This window comes from Kitasatospora hibisci (genome assembly GCF_043950205.1).
Lineage (GTDB): Bacteria > Actinomycetota > Actinomycetes > Streptomycetales > Streptomycetaceae > Kitasatospora > Kitasatospora hibisci.
In genome coordinates this window covers 2,389,784-2,409,293 of record NZ_CP171642.1, presented here as the reverse complement: position 1 = coordinate 2,409,293, position 19,510 = coordinate 2,389,784, and the positions used below count along the sequence as shown (strand labels likewise).

Annotated in this window: 16 protein-coding genes; 10 read left to right on the top strand and 6 right to left on the bottom strand. The window is 74.8% G+C overall.

Annotated features, from left to right (window positions below; all coding sequences use genetic code 11):
• Window positions 1–117 precede the first annotated feature (117 nt).
• Window positions 118–1,692, top strand: a complete 1,575-nt coding sequence (locus ACF9IK_RS10260) for an APC family permease (protein WP_395293926.1) — start codon at window positions 118–120, stop codon at window positions 1,690–1,692.
• A 60-nt stretch (window positions 1,693–1,752) separates the two neighbouring features.
• Here the strand turns inward: ACF9IK_RS10260 and ACF9IK_RS10255 are convergent, their stop codons facing one another.
• Window positions 1,753–2,847, bottom strand: coding sequence for a pyridoxal-phosphate-dependent aminotransferase family protein (locus ACF9IK_RS10255; RefSeq protein WP_395293925.1), 1,095 nt, complete (start codon window positions 2,845–2,847; stop codon window positions 1,753–1,755).
• 95 nt (window positions 2,848–2,942) lie between these two features.
• Here ACF9IK_RS10255 and ACF9IK_RS10250 point away from each other — a divergent pair, with 95 nt between their 5' ends.
• From ACF9IK_RS10250 to ACF9IK_RS10230, 5 genes are all read left to right on the top strand, one after another.
• Entirely contained in the window at window positions 2,943–4,034 is a 1,092-nt protein-coding gene (locus ACF9IK_RS10250) for an amidohydrolase family protein (RefSeq protein WP_395293924.1), read from the top strand.
• A 111-nt stretch (window positions 4,035–4,145) separates the two neighbouring features.
• The gene (locus tag ACF9IK_RS10245; protein WP_395293923.1) at window positions 4,146–4,823 is read left to right on the top strand and encodes a uracil-DNA glycosylase; all 678 of its coding nucleotides are present in this window, start codon (window positions 4,146–4,148) and stop codon (window positions 4,821–4,823) included.
• Window positions 4,824–5,037: 214 nt separating this feature from the next.
• A complete protein-coding gene (locus tag ACF9IK_RS10240) occupies window positions 5,038–6,111 on the top strand; it encodes a hypothetical protein (protein WP_395293922.1) in 1,074 nt (357 codons plus the stop codon).
• A 167-nt stretch (window positions 6,112–6,278) separates the two neighbouring features.
• Window positions 6,279–7,301: a glutamine synthetase GlnII gene (gene glnII, locus ACF9IK_RS10235; RefSeq protein WP_395293921.1), complete on the top strand. Its 1,023-nt coding sequence runs from the start codon at window positions 6,279–6,281 to the stop codon at window positions 7,299–7,301.
• 616 nt (window positions 7,302–7,917) lie between these two features.
• Window positions 7,918–8,703 (top strand): DUF4239 domain-containing protein, encoded by a 786-nt coding sequence (locus tag ACF9IK_RS10230; RefSeq protein ID WP_395293920.1) that lies wholly within the window; start codon window positions 7,918–7,920, stop codon window positions 8,701–8,703.
• A 111-nt stretch (window positions 8,704–8,814) separates the two neighbouring features.
• Here the strand turns inward: ACF9IK_RS10230 and ACF9IK_RS10225 are convergent, their stop codons facing one another.
• The 3 genes from ACF9IK_RS10225 to ACF9IK_RS10215 form a co-directional block, all read right to left on the bottom strand.
• Entirely contained in the window at window positions 8,815–10,833 is a 2,019-nt protein-coding gene (locus tag ACF9IK_RS10225) for a serine/threonine-protein kinase (protein WP_395293919.1), read from the bottom strand.
• Window positions 10,834–11,047: 214 nt separating this feature from the next.
• Entirely contained in the window at window positions 11,048–12,121 is a 1,074-nt protein-coding gene (cobC, locus tag ACF9IK_RS10220; protein WP_395293918.1) for an Rv2231c family pyridoxal phosphate-dependent protein CobC, read from the bottom strand.
• The gene (locus ACF9IK_RS10215; RefSeq protein WP_395293917.1) at window positions 12,118–12,828 is read right to left on the bottom strand and encodes a cobalamin biosynthesis protein; all 711 of its coding nucleotides are present in this window, start codon (window positions 12,826–12,828) and stop codon (window positions 12,118–12,120) included. The genes cobC and ACF9IK_RS10215 overlap by 4 nt, the downstream gene beginning before the upstream one ends.
• Window positions 12,829–13,237: 409 nt before the next feature.
• Between ACF9IK_RS10215 and ACF9IK_RS10210 the strand changes: the two genes are divergently transcribed.
• From ACF9IK_RS10210 to ACF9IK_RS10195, 4 genes are all read left to right on the top strand, one after another.
• The gene (locus tag ACF9IK_RS10210) at window positions 13,238–14,155 is read left to right on the top strand and encodes an alkaline phosphatase family protein (RefSeq protein ID WP_395298532.1); all 918 of its coding nucleotides are present in this window, start codon (window positions 13,238–13,240) and stop codon (window positions 14,153–14,155) included.
• A 5-nt stretch (window positions 14,156–14,160) separates the two neighbouring features.
• Window positions 14,161–15,504 carry an MFS transporter gene (locus tag ACF9IK_RS10205; RefSeq protein ID WP_395293916.1) on the top strand — a complete coding sequence of 448 codons (1,344 nt, stop codon included), beginning with the start codon at window positions 14,161–14,163 and terminating at the stop codon, window positions 15,502–15,504.
• Window positions 15,501–16,535, top strand: coding sequence for a TolB family protein (locus tag ACF9IK_RS10200; RefSeq protein WP_395293915.1), 1,035 nt, complete (start codon window positions 15,501–15,503; stop codon window positions 16,533–16,535). The genes ACF9IK_RS10205 and ACF9IK_RS10200 overlap by 4 nt, the downstream gene beginning before the upstream one ends.
• A 145-nt stretch (window positions 16,536–16,680) precedes the next feature.
• Window positions 16,681–17,628 carry a hypothetical protein gene (locus ACF9IK_RS10195; protein ID WP_395293914.1) on the top strand — a complete coding sequence of 316 codons (948 nt, stop codon included), beginning with the start codon at window positions 16,681–16,683 and terminating at the stop codon, window positions 17,626–17,628.
• Between the two features lie 114 nt (window positions 17,629–17,742).
• Here ACF9IK_RS10195 and ACF9IK_RS10190 read toward each other — a convergent pair whose 3' ends face one another.
• Window positions 17,743–17,934 carry a hypothetical protein gene (locus ACF9IK_RS10190; protein ID WP_395293913.1) on the bottom strand — a complete coding sequence of 64 codons (192 nt, stop codon included), beginning with the start codon at window positions 17,932–17,934 and terminating at the stop codon, window positions 17,743–17,745.
• A gap of 32 nt (window positions 17,935–17,966) precedes the next feature.
• Window positions 17,967–19,418: a M6 family metalloprotease domain-containing protein gene (locus ACF9IK_RS10185; RefSeq protein WP_395293912.1), complete on the bottom strand. Its 1,452-nt coding sequence runs from the start codon at window positions 19,416–19,418 to the stop codon at window positions 17,967–17,969.
• Window positions 19,419–19,510: the final 92 nt, after the last annotated feature.

Below are 19,510 nucleotides of genomic sequence, written 5' to 3'. Positions count from 1 at the left end.
GGTGCTGGGGCACTGTCGGGTGGATTCCCCTGACGTGAGAGGCGGCTGGGCATGGCTCACCCCACGACTGAAACCCCCGCTGCTTCGGGGCATACCGGGCTCAAACGGGAAGTCGGGATGATCGGGCTGCTCTGGGCCTCGGTCGGCGCGATCATCGGGTCCGGATGGCTGTTCGGGGCCGAGAAGGCGGCGGTGGCGGCGGGACCGGCGGCGCTCGTCTCCTGGGGGATCGGGGCGCTGGCGATCATCCTGCTGGCGCTGGTCCACGCCGAACTGGGCGGGCTCTTCCCGGTGGCGGGCGGGACGGCGCGGTACCCGCACTACGCGTTCGGCGGGTTCGCGGGGATGTCGTTCGGCTGGTTCACCTGGCTGCAGGCGGCGACCATCGCGCCGATCGAGGTGCAGGCGATGATCAACTACGCCCAGCACTGGACCTGGGCGGACGGCCTGCTGAACCCGAACCAGACGCTGACCACCGGGGGCTTCTTCGTCGCGGCCGCCCTGCTCGGCATCTTCGTGGCGATCAACTTCCTGGGCGTCCGGCTCCTCGCGCACACCAACAGCGTGGCCACCGTCTGGAAGGTCCTCGTCCCGGTCCTGGTCATCTTCGTCTTCGGGTTCACGGAGTTCCACGGCGCCAACTTCAGCGTCCACGGGTTCGCGCCCCTCGGCGCCAAGGGCGTGCTCGCGGCGATCAGCACCAGCGGGGTGATCTTCGCCCTGCTCGGATTCGAGCAGGCGATCCAGTGGGCGGGCGAGAGCCGCAACCCCCGCCGGGACATCCCGCGGGCCGTCCTCGGGTCGGTGGTGATCGGCACGCTGATCTACGTCCTGCTCCAGGTGGTGTTCATCGGCGCCCTGCCGCCGGACACCCTCGCGGGGGGCTGGGGAGCCCTCGACTACCCCGGCATCAGCGGGCCGTTCGCGGGCCTCTCGACGCTGATCGGCCTCGGCTGGCTGGCCACCGTCCTCCGCATCGACGCGATCATCTCTCCCGCCGGCACCGGCCTGGTCTACATGACCTCCAGCTCGCGGGTCACCTACGGCCTGAGCCGCAACGGCTACGCCCCGCAGACCCTGCAGTTCACCGACAAGCGCTCGGTGCCCTGGCTCGGCCTGATCGTCGCGTGGGTCGCCGGCGTGCTCTGCTTCCTGCCGTTCCCGAGCTGGCAGCGGCTGGTCGGCTTCATCACCTCCGCCGTCGTGCTGATGTACGCCGGTGCACCGCTGGCCTTCGGCGTGCTGCGCAAGCGGCTGCCGGCCCTGGAGCGGTCGTACCACCTGCCCGCCGGCACGATCGTCTCGCCGATCGCCTTCGCGGTCGCGAGCCTGATCATCTTCTGGGCCGGCTGGGACACGCTCTGGCGGCTGGGCCTGGCGATCCTGATCGGCTACGTCCTGCTCGGCGGGTACTCCGTCTACGCGGTGGCGAAGCGGGTCCCGAACGCGCCCCGGATGGACTTCAAGGCGGGCCAGTGGCTGCCGCCCTACCTGATCGGCATGGGCCTGATCTCCTGGCAGGGCACCTTCGGCGAGGGAGCCCAGGGCAACCTGCCGCTCTGGTGGGACATCCTCGTCGTGGTCGTGTTCTCCCTGGTCGTCTACTACTGGGCCCTGGCGGTCGCCCTGCCGGTGGAGGAGATCGAACGGAACATCCGCGGCGTCGAGGTGGTCGAGGCCGGCGGCCACTGACCACCGGACCGGGAGCGGCCCCCGTGCGAACGGGGGCCGCTCGGTGTCGCCGGGGCGCCGTCAGCCCGCGGCGGCCGCGGTCCAGGCGGCGTCGGCCGCCGCCAGCGCCGGTGCGGCGTCCGCGCCGGTCGCCGCGGCCAGGGCGGAGAGGAAGCCGTGCACGGTGTCCCGGCCGGCCGCCGGGCCGTAGTGGTTGACCCGGAGCATCCCGGTGGCCAGTGCCCCGCCGCCGGGCTGGACGGGCAGCGCCGGGTCGAGCCGGAGCAGCTCGGCGGCGAGGGCGCCGGCGTCCACGTCCGCCGGGGTGCGCAGGGTGGTGGCGACCGGGGCGGCGTGGGCGTCCTCGGGGACGAAGGGGATGAGTGTGCCGAGGGCGCGGACGCCGGCCCGGGTGGCGGCCGAGGCGGCGCGGTGGCGGGCGATCACGGCGGGCAGACCGTCGGCCCCGATCCGGTCCAGGCAGGCGCCGAGCGCGAGCATCTCCAACTGGGCCGGGGCGTGCGGCAGCACGGTCCGCCCGGCGTCCGTCCAGCGCTCCTTCCAGTCCAGCAGGGACAGGTACGAGCGGCGCGGCGCGGCCGGGTTGGCGGCGATCCGCTCCCAGGCGCGCTCGGAGACCGAGACGGCGGAGACCCCGGCCGGGCCGCCCATCGCCTTCTGCCCGCCGATCACGCACAGGTCGATGCCCCAGGCATCGGTGAGCAGCGGCTCGGCGGCCACCGAGGCGACGGCGTCGACCATCAGCAGCGCACCGTGCGCGCGCACCACGGTCGCGACCTCGGCGACCGGGTTGGTGTTGCCGGTGGCGGCCTCGGCGTGGACCAGGGAGACGAAGTCGATCGCCGGGTGCTCCCGCAGGGCGGCCTCCACCTGGGCGGCGGTGACCGCGCTGTCGAACGGCACCGCGAGGTCGACCACCTCGGCCCCGCAGGAGCGCAGCCAGTTCCCGAAGGTCCGGCCGTAGGGGCCGGTGACGATGTTCAGCGCGGTGGAGCCCGGGTGCGCGGCGCCGCGGATCGCGGCCTCCAGCGGCAGCAGTGCCTCGCCCTGGGTGACGATGACGTCGGCGGTGGTGTGCAGCAGGGCGGCCACCTGGTCCTCGATCGCCGCGAACTCGGCGGCGCTGAGCGGGGGCAGGTCGAGGTAGGGGGTCACGCGCCGGCCTTTCGGAGGTGGGTCGTTCGGGCAGGAATGAGTCTGCCGCACTTCGGGGGGTCCCAGGGAACCGGCCGCTGGGTAGAGTGCGGGCCATGAACGATGGTGCGGTGCTGCACGTCCGGGGCCGGGTGCTGGTCGGACCGGAGGACGTCCGGGACGAACTCTGGGTGGTGGACGGGCGGGTGGCCTTCGACCGGCCGGCCGGGGCGCGCGACGTCCGGACCGTGACCGGCTGGGCGCTGCCCGGCCTGGTGGACGCGCACTGCCACGTCGGCCTGGACGCGCACGGCGCCGTCGACGCCGCCACCAGCGAGAAGCAGGCGGTCACCGACCGCGACGCCGGCACGCTGCTGATCCGCGACGCCGGTTCGGCGGCCGACACACGGTGGATCGACGACCGCGAGGACCTGCCCCGGATCATCCGGGCCGGTCGGCACATCGCCCGCACCCGCCGCTACATCCGCAACTACGCGCACGAGATCGACCCGGGCGACCTCGCCGCCTACGTCCGGGCCGAGGCCCGGCGCGGCGACGGCTGGGTGAAGCTGGTCGGCGACTGGATCGACCGCGACCGCGGAGACCTCGCCGCCTGCTGGCCCGGCGACGCGCTGGCCGAGGCGATCGCGGCGGCGCACGAGGAGGGCGCGCGGGTGACCGCGCACTGCTTCGCCGCCGAGTCGCTGCCCGACCTGCTGGCGGCCGGCATCGACTGTGTCGAGCACGCCACCGGGCTGACCGAGGAGCTGATCCCGGCCTTCGCCGAGCGCGGCGTGGCGATCGTCCCGACCCTGGTCAACATCGCCACCTTCCCGCAGCTGGCGGCCGGCGGCGAGGCCAAGTTCCCGGCCTGGTCCGCCCACATGCGCCGGTTGCACGAGCGCCGCTACGACACCGTGGGCGCCGCGCACGAGGCGGGCGTCCCGGTGTTCGTCGGGACGGACGCGGGCGGCTCGCTCGCGCACGGCCTGGTCGCGGACGAGGTGGCCGAGCTGGTGAAGGCCGGGCTCACCCCGGCCGAGGCGCTCTCGGCGGCCAGCTGGGGTGCGCGCCGGTGGCTCGGGCGACCGGGTCTGGAGGAGGGCGCGCCGGCCGACTTCGTGGTCTACGACGAGGACCCGCGCGCGGACGTCCGGGTGCTCGCGGACCCACGGATGGTGGTGCTGCGCGGGCGGCCGGTGGCGTGACCACGGCGGAGGGTGCGGCCCCGGCGCCCTGCGGCGGTGCCGTCGTGGCGGTGCCGCCGTGGTGATCATCCGGTGAACGGCCTGTCGGCGTAGGCCGATAGGGTGGCGGCCATGGCACCGCGTCCACTGAACGAGATCGTCGAGCCCGGCTGGGCCACCGCGCTGGAACCGGTCGCCGGGCGGGTGGCCGCCATGGGCGACTTCCTCCGCGCCGAGCTGGCCGCCGGCCGCACCTACCTGCCGTCCGGGCCGAACGTCCTGCGCGCCTTCCAGCAGCCCCTCGCCGACGTGCGGGTGCTGATCGTCGGGCAGGACCCCTATCCGACGCCCGGCCACGCGGTGGGGCTCAGCTTCTCGGTCGCGCCGGACGTGCGGCCGATCCCGGCCAGCCTGATCAACATCTTCCAGGAGTACGGAGACGACCTCGGCCTGCCCCAGCCGTCCAACGGGGACCTCACCCCGTGGACGCAGCAGGGCGTGCTGTTGCTCAACCGCGCGCTCACCACCGCGCCGCGCAAGCCGGCCGCCCACCGCGGCAAGGGCTGGGAGGAGGTGACCGAGCAGGCGATCCGGGCGCTGGTGGCGCGTGGCGGGCCGCTGGTGGCGATCCTCTGGGGGCGCGACGCCCGCAACCTGCGCCCCCTCTTGGGCGAGGTGCCGGCGATCGAGTCCGCGCACCCGAGCCCGTACTCCGCGAACGGCGGCTTCTTCGGCTCGCGGCCGTTCAGCCGGGCCAACGAGCTGCTGGTTCGGCAGGGCGCCCAGCCCGTGGACTGGCGGCTGCCGTAGGGGTGGTGCGGCGGACCGACCCGAACCGGGGTGCGGCATCGGCGGGCGTCAACCTCACCCGAACGAGTGAAATGACGCTCCGTGTGGCTCATGTGACGGGCTGTTCGAGAAGACTGGCGGCTCGTCGTACGGAGCGCCAGCCCCTTGCCCCGCCCTGCGGGTGATGCCGGAGGAGGCACGCTCTACCGAGATCACCACCCGTGGGGGTACCGCCATGTCGTCGTCCGTCCGTTCCGCCGCCGTCGTCGCGGCCGCCACCGCCGCGGTGTCGGCGCTGATAGTCGCCCCGTCCGCGCACGCCACCGGGCCGTCGCAGGCCTCGACCGCGGGGACCGCCTCGACCGCGGCGCAGGGCGGGAAGGCGCGCGCCGTCACCGCCGAACTCGACCTGGACGTCAGTCTGTTGAGCAAGGCGGTGGACGTGCCGGTGAACATCGCGCTCAACAAGGTCGAGACCCCGGCGCAGCGATCGGGGGCCGCCCAGCCGGAGACCGGGGGCGGCGCGGTGCTCACGGCCAAGGTCGACGGCGTCGACCAGCAGGGGCCGGTCACCCTGGTCAAGGCGGACGTCGGCCGGTCCGTGGTGAAGGCCGACGCCGCGGGTGCCTCGGCCTCCGTCAAGCTGGTCAACGCCGACGTGCACGCACCCGGCCTGCCGGCGACCACGCTGCTCGGCCTGGAATCGCTCAGCGCGTCGGCCACCTGCCCGGTCGACGGGCAGCCCGCCGCCGACGTCGTCGCGCCCGCGCGGCTGACCGTCCTCGGCAAGCCGGTCACCCTCAGCCTCTACGGGCCGACCAAGGTGGACGTTCCGCTGGTCGGCGGCGTCTCGGTGGAGTTCTCCAAGCGGACCACCACCTCCACCACGGCCGCCGCCTCGGCGCTGGAGGTGCAGATCGAGGTCAACCCGCTCAACCTCAACGTCGCCAAGGTCACCGGGAAGATCACCGTCGCCTCGGTGAGCTGTGAGAAGCCCGCCGGGCCCGCCTCGCCGACCACCGCGCCGACCACCGCGCCGACCCCCTCGGCGGCCGGCACCGCTCCCGCCACCGGCGCTCCCGCCACCGGCGCTCCCGCCGTCCAGCCCGCCGTGGACACCACGGCGGGCCCCACCACCCCGGCCGCGCGGGCGGCCACCGGGAGCCCGTCGGACAGGGGAAGTCTCGCCGCCACCGGGGGCAGCGCCGCCGCCGGCCCGCTCGCCGCCGGGGCCGCGGGCCTGGTCGTGGCCGGGGGCCTCGCCCTGCGGGCCACGAGCCGCCGCGCGGCGCGCACCCGGCAGCACTGAGGCGCCGGACGGGACGTGCGGGAGTGCCATCTCCGGCACTCCCGCACAGTGATCGTGCCAATGCGGACCGTTGGTTCACGTGCGCGTTACATGAGAGGAACAACCGGGAAACGGCGGCTTGCAACGCTACGCGGGCACCCACCACCCAGTTTGCGAGGTACACCGCCGTGGCAATCAAGGCCGAGTACATCTGGATCGACGGCACCAAGCCGACCGCCAAGCTCCGTTCCAAGACTCGGGTCCTGGCCAACGCGGACAAGATCCCCACCTGGGGCTTCGACGGTTCCTCCACCAACCAGGCCGAGGGCCACGCGTCGGACCGTGTGCTGGAGCCGGTGAAGGTCGTCAAGGACCCGATCCGCGGTGGTGACAACATCCTGGTCCTCTGCGAGGTCCTGGAGACGAACGGTGCCGCGCACGAGTCCAACACCCGTGCCCTGCTGCGCGAGGTCGCCGAGAAGTACGCGGCGCAGGAGTCGATCTTCGGCATCGAGCAGGAGTACACCTTCTTCAAGGGCTCCCGCCCGCTCGGCTTCCCGGAGGGCGGCTACCCGGCCCCGCAGGGCGGCTACTACTGCGGTGTCGGTGCCGAGGAGGTCTTCGGGCGCGAGATCGTCGAGCTGCACCTGGACCGCTGCATCGACGCCGGCCTGGCCATCTGCGGCATCAACGCCGAGGTCATGCCCGGCCAGTGGGAGTTCCAGATCGGCCCGGTCGACGCGCTGACCGTCTCGGACGACCTGTGGATCGCCCGCTACCTGCTCTACCGCACCGCCGAGGAGTTCGGCATCGACGCCACCCTGGACGCCAAGCCGGCCCGTGGCGACTGGAACGGCGCGGGTGCGCACACCAACTTCTCCACCAAGGCGATGCGCGAGGGCTACGAGGCCATCATCACCGCCTGCGAGTCGCTCGGCGCCTCCCAGGAGAAGGTCCTGGAGCACGTCAACCAGTACGGTGACGACATCCAGTCCCGCCTGACCGGCAAGCACGAGACCGCCCCGTGGAACGTCTACAGCTACGGCGTCTCCAACCGCGGTGCCTCGGTCCGCATCCCGTGGCAGGTCGAGGTGGAGCAGAAGGGCTACATCGAGGACCGTCGCCCGAACGCGAACATCGACCCCTACGTCGTCACCCGCCTGCTGATCAACACCTGCTGCGAGGCCCTGGAGAAGGCCGGCCAGGTCTGATCCGCCCCTCCGCCGTACGGCCGTCGGCCCTTCCCCGCCAGGGGGAGGGCCGACGGCCGTACCCGGTCCGGGGCGACGGCCGCGACGGCCGCGGCCCGGACGTCCCGCCCGGTGATCCCCCGGCCGTCCGGCCCGACCGGGAGCGCCACGACGTCGGCCAGGTCGGCCGCGGCGTCCCCCGCGGTGGCGAAGTCGAGGACCACCCCGGCCCCGACGTGGCGGAGGCGCCCGACGACCGCCCGCCCGATGGTGCGAGACCTCCCCGGTGACGGCGGCGGCCCTGCTCTGCGGCACGCTCCCTCCCACGGGTGTGCGGCGAACGGTTCGTGACCCGGCTGCCCCGCACGCACCGGAATGCGTCCCCGGGGAGCCGCTCACACTCCTGACCGCCGAGGCCGTCGCGCAGGGCCCGCCGGCGGCCTGCGTCCGAAACACGGCTCCACCGGTCGTGGTTTCTCCGGCATCGTGCGGCCGGGTACGGCTTAGCCTCGGCCGTGGGGCCCGGGCAACCGCCGCGGGCGGGCAGACCGGGCCCGGTCGGCTCGGGAAGCCCGCCTGGCCCACGACATCCGGCGGCCCGACCGGCAGGCCTGCCGGCCGACCGGTGAGGAGCACCGTGGAGCTCTGGCTGCTGAACCACGTCCCGACCGTGCCGCTGGCGGTGCTGGTGGTCGGTGGCTTCGTGCTGCTGGCCCTGGCGGGCAGCGTGGTGGCCACCCGGCGGTTCCCGGCGCTGGCGGACGGCGGGAACAACGAGATGGTCGGCGTGGTGCTGGGGGTGTTCGGAGCGATCTACGGCATCATCCTGGCGTTCGTCATCGTCAACCTGTGGACCGAGCTGCAGGATGCGAGCAGGGTCGTGTCCGGCGAGGCGACCGCGGTCTCCCAGATCGCCCGCGACGCCCGGGCCTTCCCGTCGGCGACCCGGGAGAGCGTGGACGCGGCCGTCCACGGCTACGTCCACGCCGTGGTCGAGGACCAGTGGCCGCTGATGCGGGCCGGCGAGGGCGACTCCGCGGTGACCACCCGGGCCCTCGACGGGCTGTACGGGGCCCTCGCGGACTACCAGCCCGAGACCCCCGCCGAGCAGGCCTTCTACGCCAAGGCGCTGGACAGCCTGAACGACGTCGCGGCCCAGCGGCGGACCCGGATCGCCGTCAGTCACGGCCAACTGCCCGTCCTGCTGCAGGTGCTGATCTTCGGCGGTGCCGTGGCGATCATGCTGGTCACCCTGCTCTACGGCGTCCGCAGCCGGCGGGTGCGGATCCTGTTCGTCGGCTCCGTGGCGGCACTCGTCGGCTTCAGCCTCCTCCTGGTCATCGTCCTGGACCGGCCCTTCTCCGGCTACCTGAGCGTCTCGCCTCAGCCGTTCAAGGACAGCGCGCTCGCCCGCTTCTGGTGACCGGCCACTTCGAACGGCGAGGTCGGTGTCCGCCCGGCCCGGACGGCGCGGCGGCAAGCGGGGCGGCGGCCGTCGGCGAAGCGGTCGCGCGTGACCCGTGGCCGGACAGGCCTAGGGGATGCGGAACTCCTGGGACGTGTTGCCGGGCGTGCAGGTGGCCATGGTGGCCTGCCTGCCGGCGCCGTTGTCGGTCAGGCAGGTCTGCCCCATGTAGTCCTTGAGCGCGAACGCGCCGGGCGTGCTGGCGGCGGCCACCGTCCAGTTGCCGAGGACGCTGAAGCCGCCGGAGAGGGAGACCCGCCCGTCCGTCTCCTGGACGAGGGGCGGGCCGCTCAGGTTGCACGGGTAGATCTGGTACCAGCCGCCGGGGTTCGGGTCCGAGCGCACCCAGCCGTAGTCCGTCGTCCCGCCCATCACCACCGCCTGGCCGCCGACCGGACTGTCCTTGGAGAGGCCGAGCTTGAGCCCGGACGCCACGCTGACGACGGCGCCCCACCGGCTGCCGCCGCAGCCCGCCGGCACGGACGGCTGCTGCGGTGTCGTGGTGGCCGGCGGGGGCTGGGGTGCGGAGGTGGTGGCGGGCGGGGCCTGGGTGGCGGCCGGCGGCGGGACGGCGCCCCCGCCGTTGGCGGCCTCGCCGCCGCCCCCGGTGCTGCTTCCGGTGCCGCTGCCGCCGTTCCCGCCGCCGGCCGCTCCGCCGGTGCGCGGGGGCGTGCCCTGGCCGCCCGTGGCCGCGCTGCCACCACCGGCGGCCCCGCCGGCCACGGCGCCGCCGCCCGGGTTCGGGACGGTTCCCGGCTGGTTGCCGGCCCCCGGTGCGGGCTGCGTCCCGGGGACGGGGGTGGTGGCCTCCGGAGCCGGGGTCTCGGCGGGTGGCGGGGTGCTCGGGGACGGGGTGGTCGGGGAGCCGGTGGCCGACGTCGCGGTGCCGGCGGTCGCGGGCGCGGTCACCACGACGGACGGCTGCCCGTTCGGCGTCTCGGCGTCGGACGAGAAGGGCGCGCGGTCGATGAGCAGGACGGTCGCGGTGGTCGCGGTGATGACGACCGGGAGGACGACGGGGACGAGGAAGCCGTGCCGGCGGCGGGTGCCGGTTCCGGTCGCGTTGAGGTCCCCGACCTGGCCGACGTCGCCGGCGGCCGCGTCGGGAGAGGACGAGGGCGGGGGGCCGTCGGCCGGGGGTGCGACGGCCTCGGCGGCGGCCGGCTCCGCGGCCCCGCCCGCTGCCGCTCCGCCCGCTGCCGCTCCGCCCGCTGCCGCTCCGCCCGCTGCCGCTCCGCCCGCCGCCGACGGCCCCGGCTCCGCGCCGATGGCGGCCCGTGCCGCGGCCGCCATCGCGGCGGCGTCCGCGAACCGTTCCTCCGGCTGCTTGGCCAGTGCTCTCGCGACCACCTCCCGGACCGCCTCCGGGAACGCCGCAGGCAGCCCCGGCACCGGCTCGCGGAGGTGCTTGAGCGCGACCTCCAGCACCGACTCGCCGACGAACGGCGGCTTCCCGGTGAGCAGTTCGTAGGCGACGACGCCGATCGAGTAGAGGTCCGAGGCCGGGGTGACGGGCTTCCCCTCGGCCTGCTCGGGGGCCATGTACAGGGCCGTCCCGATCACCGCGTGGGAGGCGGTGAGCTTGGTGCTCGCGACCGCCCGTGCGATGCCGAAGTCGGTCACCGTCACCTGGCCGTCCGGGCGCAGCATCAGGTTGGACGGCTTGACGTCGCGGTGCACGATGTCCTGCCGGTGGGCGGCGGCCAGGGCGTCCAGCGCGGTGGCGAGCAGCCCGAGCGCACGCCCGGGCTCCATCGGCCCGCCCGCGGCGAGCACCTTGTCCAGCGGCCGCCCTTCGACCAGCTCCATGACGATGTAGGCGGTCCGCTCCTCGCCGTCCCGGCCGCTCTCGCCGTAGTCGTGGACGTCCACGATGCCGGGGTGCTTGAGCCCTGCGAGCAGCTGCGCCTCGCGCCGGAAGCGCTGGACGAAGGTGCCGTCCTCGACCAGGCCCGGATGCAGGATCTTCACCGCGACCCGGCGCGCCAGCACCCGGTCGTCGGCGCGCCAGACGGAGCCCATGCCTCCGCCGCCGATCCGCTCGGTCAGTGTGTAGCGACCCCCCAGCACGGTACCCCGGCTGCTCATGCCCCTGCCCCCATGTCATGCCCCCGGCCCGGACCGGGCCCCCGTCGGTCGCGCAGTGTGTCGGAGAGGTTCACGCCTCCCGGCCATGCTACGGACTGGAGTAGACGATCCGTCAGGGGGTCGCCGGTGCCGGCCGGGCGTGGAATCGGCCGGCCGCGTGGCGCGTTGCGCGCGGGCGGCCCCCCGGACGGACCCTAAGCCTCCTGGGCGGTGATCAGGAGGTCGCCGTCGCCGCTGCTCCGCCCAGGACCGTGCCGAGTGCGGTCAGGAAGCGGTCGGTTGTCGCCTCGTCGCGGACGGCGACCCGGAGCCAGTCCCCGCCCAGTCCGGGGAAGGTGTCCCCGCGGCGGACGGCGAAGCCGTGCCCACGCAGCCGGGTGCGGACGGCGGCGGCGTCCGGCAGTTCGACCAGCACGAACGAGGCGGCGGGCTCGCCGTGTACGCGGACGGACGGGAAGGCGGCGAGGCCCTTGAGCAGGTGGTCCCGGTGCTCGGCCAGGAGCCGGGCCGCCGCCTCGGCCTCGGCGAGCGCGGCCGGTGTGCTGCAGGCCTCGGCGGCGGCCAGGGCGGGGGTGGAGACCGGCCACAGCGGCTGGGCGGCACCGAGTGCGGCGATCAGCGGGGCCGGGCCGAGCGCGTAGCCGATCCGCAGGCCGGCCAGCCCCCAGGTCTTGGTGAGGCTCCGGAGCACGACGACCTGGCCGGGCAGGTCCCGGACAGCGGCGAGGGACTCGGGCTCGCCGGGCACGGTGTCCATGAAGGCCTCGTCCACCACCAGGGTGCGGCCGGGGCGGGCGAGGGCGGCGACGGCCGCGGCCGGGTGCAGGACGGAGGTCGGGTTGGTCGGGTTGCCGAGCACCACGAGGTCGGCCTCGTCGGGCACGGCGCCGAGCCGGAAGCCGTCCGACGGGGAGAGCAGCACCCGGTGCACCTCGTGGCCGGCGTCCCGCAGCGCCGCCTCGGGCTCGGTGAACTGCGGGTGCACCACGGTGACACGGTGCGCCGCCACCACGCGAGCCAGCAGGACGAACGCCTCCGCGGCGCCCGCGGTGAGCAGCACCTCCGTGGCGGGGCGCCCGTGCCGTGCGGCGACGGCGGCGCGGGCGACCGTCCCGTCGGGGTAGGCCGCGAGGTCGCCGAGCGTGGCCGCGAGCCGGTCGCGCAGCCACTGCGGGGGCGTGCCGGTGCGGACGTTGACGGCGAGGTCGACCAGGCCGGACCCGTCGGCGCGGACCTCGGCGTCCCCGTGGTGGCGCAGGTCGGGCTCGGTGGGGGAGGCGGGGGTCACGGGAGGTCTCCTACGGGGTGTGCGGGTGCGGTCTCGGGGCGCACGGGCAGGGGTTCGGGCCGCGCCGGGCCGGACGCCGGGGCGTCGGCAGGGCCACCCGGCACCCGCACGACCGCCACCGTCGCGGCGGCCGACTTGCGCTTGGGGACGACGAGTTGGCCGCCGGGCGCGCTCGCCAGCGCCGCCGCCTCGGCGACGCTGACCGACCCGACCGCGTCGGCGACGGCGGCGGACGGACTGGGGACGGCGACGCCCGCCAGCACCTCGGCCGGGTGCTCGTCGACGTCTGCCCCCAGCCGGGCGGCCGCCCGGCGGACGGCGGGGTGTGCGGCCTTGCCGGCCAGGGTGGCGAGCCGGACCACGGACGTACTGCACAGCCCGGCCTCGGCCAGCGCCCGCCGGATCAGCCCGAGCACCTCAGCGGGTGCGGCCGAACGCCGCAGGCCCACGCCGACCACCAGCCCGCCCGGCCGGGGGAACGCCGGGTCCACGGGCCCGGATCCCGTCGCGTCGCCGCGCCGCCCGCCGGGTTCCCCGCCCCGGCCGACCGGCGCGTCCGGGCGCGCCGCGGCGTACCGGCCTGCTCCGGCGGACGGCCGCCCCGCGGCGGCTGCGCGGGCCTGCGGCTCGTCCACGCCCGGCTCGTCCACGCCCGGCTCGTCCACGCCCGGCTCGTCCACGCCCGGAACGCCGTCCGAACCCCTCACGCCCTCACGCCCCGCTCACGTCCCTGCTCCTGCGCTTCACCCGCCCGACACCTCCGCGGCGGCCGGCGTCGGACGGCGGTCACCCACGACGGCCGAAACCCGCCGTTGTGCCGGAGCGCCGGGGCCCCGGCGGCCCGTACCGGGGCGGTCGGAGCCCCCGGAATCCCACCACGGCCACGACGGAGGGGTCAATCGGGACGGCTGTGACCCACGACGGGCCGCCGGTCTCGGCCGCCGACCGCTGTTCGCCTGTTCTTCACCCCGCCCCCCGGGCACGCGCCACCGTGCCGCTCCTACTGTTCTCGGCGCTCCAGGCCCGGCGCTCGCCGCCGCCGTACCGCCTCACCCCGCCCCAGCCGCTCCCGACGCACGGAGGACGACGATGCCCGAGACTCCCGACACCATTGACATGAACGCCTCTTCAGAGGTCCCCGCGGAGGCCCCCGCCGCGCCGAAGCGCTCCCGCCGCCGCACCCTGACCGCCCTCGCCGCCGGTGTCGCCCTGACGGCCGGCTCGCTGGGCCTCTGGGCCGCCACCGGCACCGCCGCCCAGGCCGCCACCCTCCCGGCGCCCGACCACATCGTGGTCGTCGTCCTGGAGAACCACGCCTACTCGCAGCTGATCGGCAGCTCCAGCGCGCCGTACATCAACAACACCCTCAAGGCCGGCGGCGCCAACCTCACCCAGTCCTACGGGCTCACCCACCCCAGTGAGCCCAACTACTACCAGCTGTTCTCCGGCTCCAACCAGGGCCGCACGGACGACAGCTGCGTGAAGGTCGGCTCGATCGGCGCCCCCAACCTGGCCTCCGAGCTGATCGCCGCCGGCAAGACCTGGGGCAGCTACAACGAGGGCCTGCCCAGCCAGGGCTCCACCACCTGCTCCAGCGGCAAGTACGCGCAGAAGCACAACCCGTGGTTCGGCTTCAGCAACGTGCCGACCAGCACCGCGTACACCTTCAACCAGTTCCCGACCGACTACAGCACCCTGCCGAAGGTCTCCTTCGTCATCCCGGACCTCTGCAACGACATGCACGACTGCTCGGTCTCCACCGGCGACACCTGGCTCAAGAACAAGCTCGGTGCCTACGCCGCCTGGGCGAAGAACAACAACAGCATGCTCGTGCTCACCTTCGACGAGGACAACCGCCTCTCCGGCAACCGCATCCCCACCCTCTTCTACGGCGCCCACGTGACCCCGGGCTCCTCCACCTCCACCACCTACAACCACTACAACGTGCTGCGCACGCTGGAGGACCTCTCCGGTCTGACCACCCACGCGGGCAACGCCAACACCGCCGCCACCATCACCGGCATCTGGAACTGACGCCCGTGTACGTCGCGGAATCCCGCAGCTCCAAGGCCCCCGTCGCCCCGGCTCCGCAGCCGGGGCGGCGGGCGGCCGCCGCCGCCGTGCCCGGCACCGTCGTGGTGCTGGGCGCCGTCAGCCTGGTGACCGACGTCTCCTCCGAGATGGTCAGCGCCGTGCTGCCGCTCTACCTGCTCACCGGGCTCGGCCTCTCCCCGCTCGGCTTCGGCCTGCTGGACGGCATCCAGAACGGCTTCAGCGCCCTGGTCCGGCTGGCCGGCGGCCACCTCGCCGACCGGCCCGGCCGCGACGGCACGCCCCGGCACAAGGCGGTCGCCGCGTTCGGGTACGGCCTGTCGGCGCTCTGCAAGCCGCTGCTGCTGATCGTCCACACCGTGCCGCTGATCGGCGCCGTGCTGGCCGCCGACCGCACCGGCAAGGGCCTGCGCACCGCCCCGCGGGACGCGATGATCTCGCTCGCCACCGAACCCGCCCACCGAGGTCGGGCGTTCGGGGTGCACCGTGCGATGGACACGGCCGGCGCGCTGCTCGGCCCGCTCGCCGCCTTCCTGGTGCTCCGGCTGGCCGGCGGCCCGCTGCTCGCCGACGGCGGCGACCGGCACGGCTACGACGCGGTGTTCGCGGTCAGCGCCTGCGTGGCGGTGCTCGGCGTGCTGCTCCTGCTGCTGTTCGTGCCGAACCGCCTCACCCCCGCCGCGGACGCGGCCCCGGCCGCCGAACGTCCGCGGCTGCGCGACGGCCTGGCCCTGCTGCGCCTGCCCGAACTGCGCCGGCTGACCCTCTGCGCCGTCCTGCTCGGCCTGACCACCGTCAGCGACTCCTTCCTCTTCCTCCTCGTGCAGCGCCGGCTCGGCCTCGCCACCGACCTCTTCCCGCTGCTGCCGCTCGGCACCGCCGGCGCCTTCCTGCTGCTGGCCGTCCCGCTCGGAGCCCTGGCCGACCGGGTCGGCCGCCGCCGGCTCTTCCTGGCCGGCCACGGCGTGCTGCTGCTGGCGTACGGGCTGCTGCTCTCGCCGCTGAGCGGGCTGCCGGTGGCGGTCTGCGTGCTGGTCCTGCACGGCGCGTTCTACGCCGCGACCGACGGGGTGCTGGCGGCCGCGGCGGCCGACGCCGTCCCGGCCGGGCGGCGAGGCGCCGGGCTGGCCCTGGTCGGCACCGGCCAGGCGCTCGCCCGGTTCGCCTGCTCGCTGGTGTTCGGCGCGCTCTGGAGCGCCGTCGGCGGCACCTCGGCGCTGGCCTGCTCGGCCGCCGCACTGGCGGTCTGCGTGGCCGGGGCCGCCGTGGTGCTCCGCGAACCCGCCGCCCCTGTGAACGACCGTCCGACCGACCCCGAGGTGCCCTCGTGACCACGTCCCTCCGGAACCGCACCCGGGTGCTGACCCTGCTGCTCGCCGTGCTGCTGCTCGGCTCGGTCGGCACCGGCGCGGTGCTGTACGCCGCCGACCGCTCCGCCGAGCGCGACCGGGCGCAGCCCGGCGGCCCGGTGGTCACCCGCGGCACGGTCTCCCTCAGGCCCGGTCAGGCCGGCACGCTGGTCTTCCGGAACATGGCCTGGGGCCCGCACCGGGACGAGCTCGCCACCGTCGCCGCCGACCACCCGGACGGGCCGCGGACCGCCTCCGGCGTCCGGTGCCTGCGCTTCCACACGGCCGGCGGCACCGGCATCTGCCTCCAGGCCGAGCACGGCGCACTGCAGGACAGCTACCGCGCGGTGGTGCTCGACGACCGACTGCACGAGCTGCGCTCCTTCCCGGCCGCCGGGATCCCGACCCGTTCCCGGGTCTCGCCGTCCGGCCACCTCGCGGCGTGGACGGTCTTCGTCAGCGGCGACTCCTACGCGGGCACCGACTTCTCCACCCGCACGTCGATCGTCGACGTCCGCGACTGGAACCTCCGGGACAACCTGGAGGACTTCGTCCTGATCGAGGACGGCAAGCCGTACCGGGCGCCGGACGTCAACGTCTGGGGCGTCACCTTCGCCGACGACGACACCTTCTACGCCACCGTCGCCACCGGCGGCCGCACCCACCTCGTCCGCGGCGACCTCGCCGCCCGCACCCTCACCATGCTCCACGAGAACGTCGAGTGCCCGTCGCTCTCCCCGGACGGGACGCGGATCGCGTACAAGAAGCGGGTCGCCGACGCCTCCCCGGACGCGCCCTGGCGGCTCTACGTGCTCGACCTCGCGACCATGACCGAGACCGCCACCGCCGAGCAGCGCAACATCGACGACCAGGCGGTCTGGTCGAACGGCTCCACCCTGCTCTACGCGCTCCCGGGCGACTTCGGCGCCGATCTGTGGACCGTCCCGGCGGACGGCGGCGGCGCTGCCGTACGGCTGCTCGACGCGGCCGTGGCCCCGGCATATCCGGGCTGATAGGGCCGGTTGGTCCCACTCGGAACTTCGAGCGTAGTGTCCACGTCGACACTACGAGTCGAGCACGACGAGTGGCGGCGGCGCCACGACGCGTCGACGGACCGGGGGGACGGGAACAGTGACGCAACGAGGGCCCGACGGCGGGATGTCGCCCGAACGCACGTCCAGCGACTCCTGGCCGGCCCTGCACGGTCGCCCGGTCCTGCGGCGGACGGTCGCGATCGGGCTGGTGCTCTCCGTCGCGGCCCTGGCGGCCCTCGCCGTCCGGGGCGTCAACGCCCTGACGCTGGGGCGCGGCGCGGCCGAGACCGACCGGGACCGCGCCGAGCTGCTGGCCGGCCTCCACCCCTCCCAGCACCCGGGCGCGGGCCGCTACTACGTCCCGGTGGGCGCGGTGTACACCCACCTCGCGGACGGGGCTCCGGTCGCCTACCTGCACTACCGGCTGGCCGGCGGCCAGGACGTCGGCGTCGGCGACTTCCTGCGCACCTACGGCCTCCCGGCACCGGGACCGACCACCCCGCTGCCGACCGATCTGACCGCGGCCCTGGGCGGCGACGAGCCGGACACCGCCCAGGAGCTCACCGACGCCGAACCGGGGCAGGCCCCGCCGTCCCCGACGCCGACGGCCACCACGGAGGAATCTCCGCCGGCCGCCCCGACGCCGACGCCGGCGGCCGCGCCCTCGCCGGCCGTGACCCCGGCCGTCGTGCCCTCGCCGACCGCGACCGCCGGCGCTTCCCCGGAACCGGCGGGCCCGTCGCCCTGCCCCGAGGAGGAGCCGTCCGACGAGACCGCCGGCGAGGACACCGAGGGCGGCGAGGCCGTCGACCCGTCCCCGTCCGGCATTCGCTCCGCCGACGACCCCGAGCCCCCGGCCCCGCCCGTCGAACCGACCCCGACCCCGACCGACACCCCCACACCTACCCCGACACCTACCCCGACGCCCAGCCCGACGCCCAGCCCGACGCCCAGCCCGACGCCCGTGCCGACCTCCGTCCACCTGGTGCCCGGCCGCCGCATCTACGTCGCCACCATCCCCAGCGGCCTCCCCGGCGCCGCCGACATCTACGTCCGCGCCGTCGGCGGCTGACGAGTCCACCACGCGCCCGGGGTGCACTCCGCGGCCGCCCGATGCACCGGGCCGGGCCACCCTGCCGGTCCCGGCGGACGGGTGAAAGCCCCGACCGCCGGACGGTCAGGGCCCTCACCGCGTGGCGGGCGGTGAGTGGCGGGCCTCGGCCTGCTCCTGGAGGATGCCGGCGATCCGGTTCAGGTCGTCGACGAGGTCGAAGAGGGTGTCGACGTCCTGGGCGGAGGCGCCGTTGACGGCCGGGCACAAGGTGTGGAGGCGGCCGTGGCCGGAGGCCAGGTGGCCGCCGAGGCTCTCGGCGGCCACCGGAGAGTCGCCGGTTGACCTCGTCGAGGGGGTCAGGCGATGGTCACGTCCACCTCCATCTGGTCGGCGCCCAGCGATCCGGCGATGTCGAGGGTGACGCCGCTCCAGGTGCCGTCCGGCTCGTTGAGCGCGGGGACGGTGTTCTGGCCGATGCTGGTGTTGCCGAGCGAGGGGTAGAGGTCGGTGTTGTCACCGCGGTTGCCGGTGCCGAAGATCTTCGCCAGGTCGCGCCGGCCGTCGGCCTGCAGCAGCTCGATGGCGAGGTGGTGTTCGTCGTTGACGTTGTCGATGGCCTCGTCCACCACGTAGGCGGCGATGCCCTGGTCGGGCAGGAAGCGGTCCTGGCCGGACTTCCGGCGGTACTCGACGACGATGTACTGGCTCTCCTTCATCCGCTGCGGGTTGCGGACGAACAGCAGCTCGCCGCCCTCGGCGACCGGTCTCAGTGCGATGCCGCGCGTGGTGCTGACGACCTCCTGCGGCACGGTCCAGCCGTGGAACATCCGGAGCATCCCGTTCGGGAAGACCGGCGTGATCCCCTCGTTGCCCCAGGAACCGGCCGCCATCAGGCAGTAGTTGCCGAGGCCGTTGGAGGTGGTCGCCTCCAGGCGCCCGGTGTCGTAGAAGTCGGCCCAGCGGGCGGCGAGGTGGCCCCACTCGTGGGCGCAGACGCCGACCGCGCAGTCCTCGGGGACGGTCAGGAAGGTCTGCACCCGGAGGTTGCGGCCGACCTCCACGCCGTGCTCGTCGGGCGGATTCCACTTGAGGCTCCAGAGGTCGCCCGGCTGCCCGGTCTGCTCGGCGCCGGAGCCCGCGTGGACGATGAACAGGGCGGTGACGAGGTGCTCGCCGAGGGCGTCGAACCCGCCGAAGTCGATGCCCTCCTGCCTGGCGAGCGCCAGGGCGTCGGCGGCCATGCCCTGGGCGTTCCGCGGCGGGTCGCCCATGCCGGACTGGTCGTCGGCGTAGAAGGAGAGCGGGTGCGGCAGCCGGAACCAGCCGTGCACCTCGCCCACCACGTCGATGCCGCCGTTCGCGGGGCGGGCCGGGTCGAAGCCGCTGACCAGACGGTAGAAGTCGCGCATCGAGCCGGTGGCGAAGGTGTCGGTGCTGAACAGCATCTGCTGGAAGTGCCCGACGGTGTGGTCGGGGCCGTGCGGCAGGTCGGGGAAGTCCACCAGCAGCACCAGGGTGCGGACCTCGCCCTTCAGGCGCTTGGCCGGACGGGTGATCAGCTGGGCCCCGGCGCTGGGACCGGGTCGGACGGCGCCGTCGTCGAGGCCGATGACGTTCTCACCGCGCCGCCGGGAGCGCCAGACGTAGTAGTACTGCTCGAAGGAGATGTCCTCCGGCAGCCGTCGGCTCTCGACGAGGTCCTGGTAGCGGGCACGGAGTTGGGCGAAGGCCTTGGGTGCCAGCGGCACCGGGCAGGCGCGGCGATGGTCGGCGGGGTGGTGATGCAGCGGGGTTAAGTCGATACGCATAGTGACGGCTCCTTGAGCCTGTCCACCCCGCGGGGAGGCTTCGGCGACCCCGCCGAGTGGGCGGTCGCCGGCAATCGGTCGGCTCGCCGGAG

Excerpts from the sequence above, each read along its gene's own strand:
- ACF9IK_RS10260 (WP_395293926.1), top strand. The coding sequence starts at position 118 with ATGATCGGGCTGCTCTGGGCCTCGGTCGGCGCGATCATCGGGTCCGGA.
- ACF9IK_RS10250 (WP_395293924.1), top strand. The coding sequence starts at position 2,943 with ATGAACGATGGTGCGGTGCTGCACGTCCGGGGCCGGGTGCTGGTCGGA.
- ACF9IK_RS10245 (WP_395293923.1), top strand. The coding sequence starts at position 4,146 with ATGGCACCGCGTCCACTGAACGAGATCGTCGAGCCCGGCTGGGCCACC.
- ACF9IK_RS10240 (WP_395293922.1), top strand. The coding sequence starts at position 5,038 with ATGTCGTCGTCCGTCCGTTCCGCCGCCGTCGTCGCGGCCGCCACCGCC.
- ACF9IK_RS10225 (WP_395293919.1), bottom strand. The coding sequence starts at position 10,833 with ATGAGCAGCCGGGGTACCGTGCTGGGGGGTCGCTACACACTGACCGAG.
- ACF9IK_RS10210 (WP_395298532.1), top strand. The coding sequence starts at position 13,238 with ATGAACGCCTCTTCAGAGGTCCCCGCGGAGGCCCCCGCCGCGCCGAAG.
- ACF9IK_RS10195 (WP_395293914.1), top strand. The coding sequence starts at position 16,681 with ATGTCGCCCGAACGCACGTCCAGCGACTCCTGGCCGGCCCTGCACGGT.
- ACF9IK_RS10185 (WP_395293912.1), bottom strand. The coding sequence starts at position 19,418 with ATGCGTATCGACTTAACCCCGCTGCATCACCACCCCGCCGACCATCGC.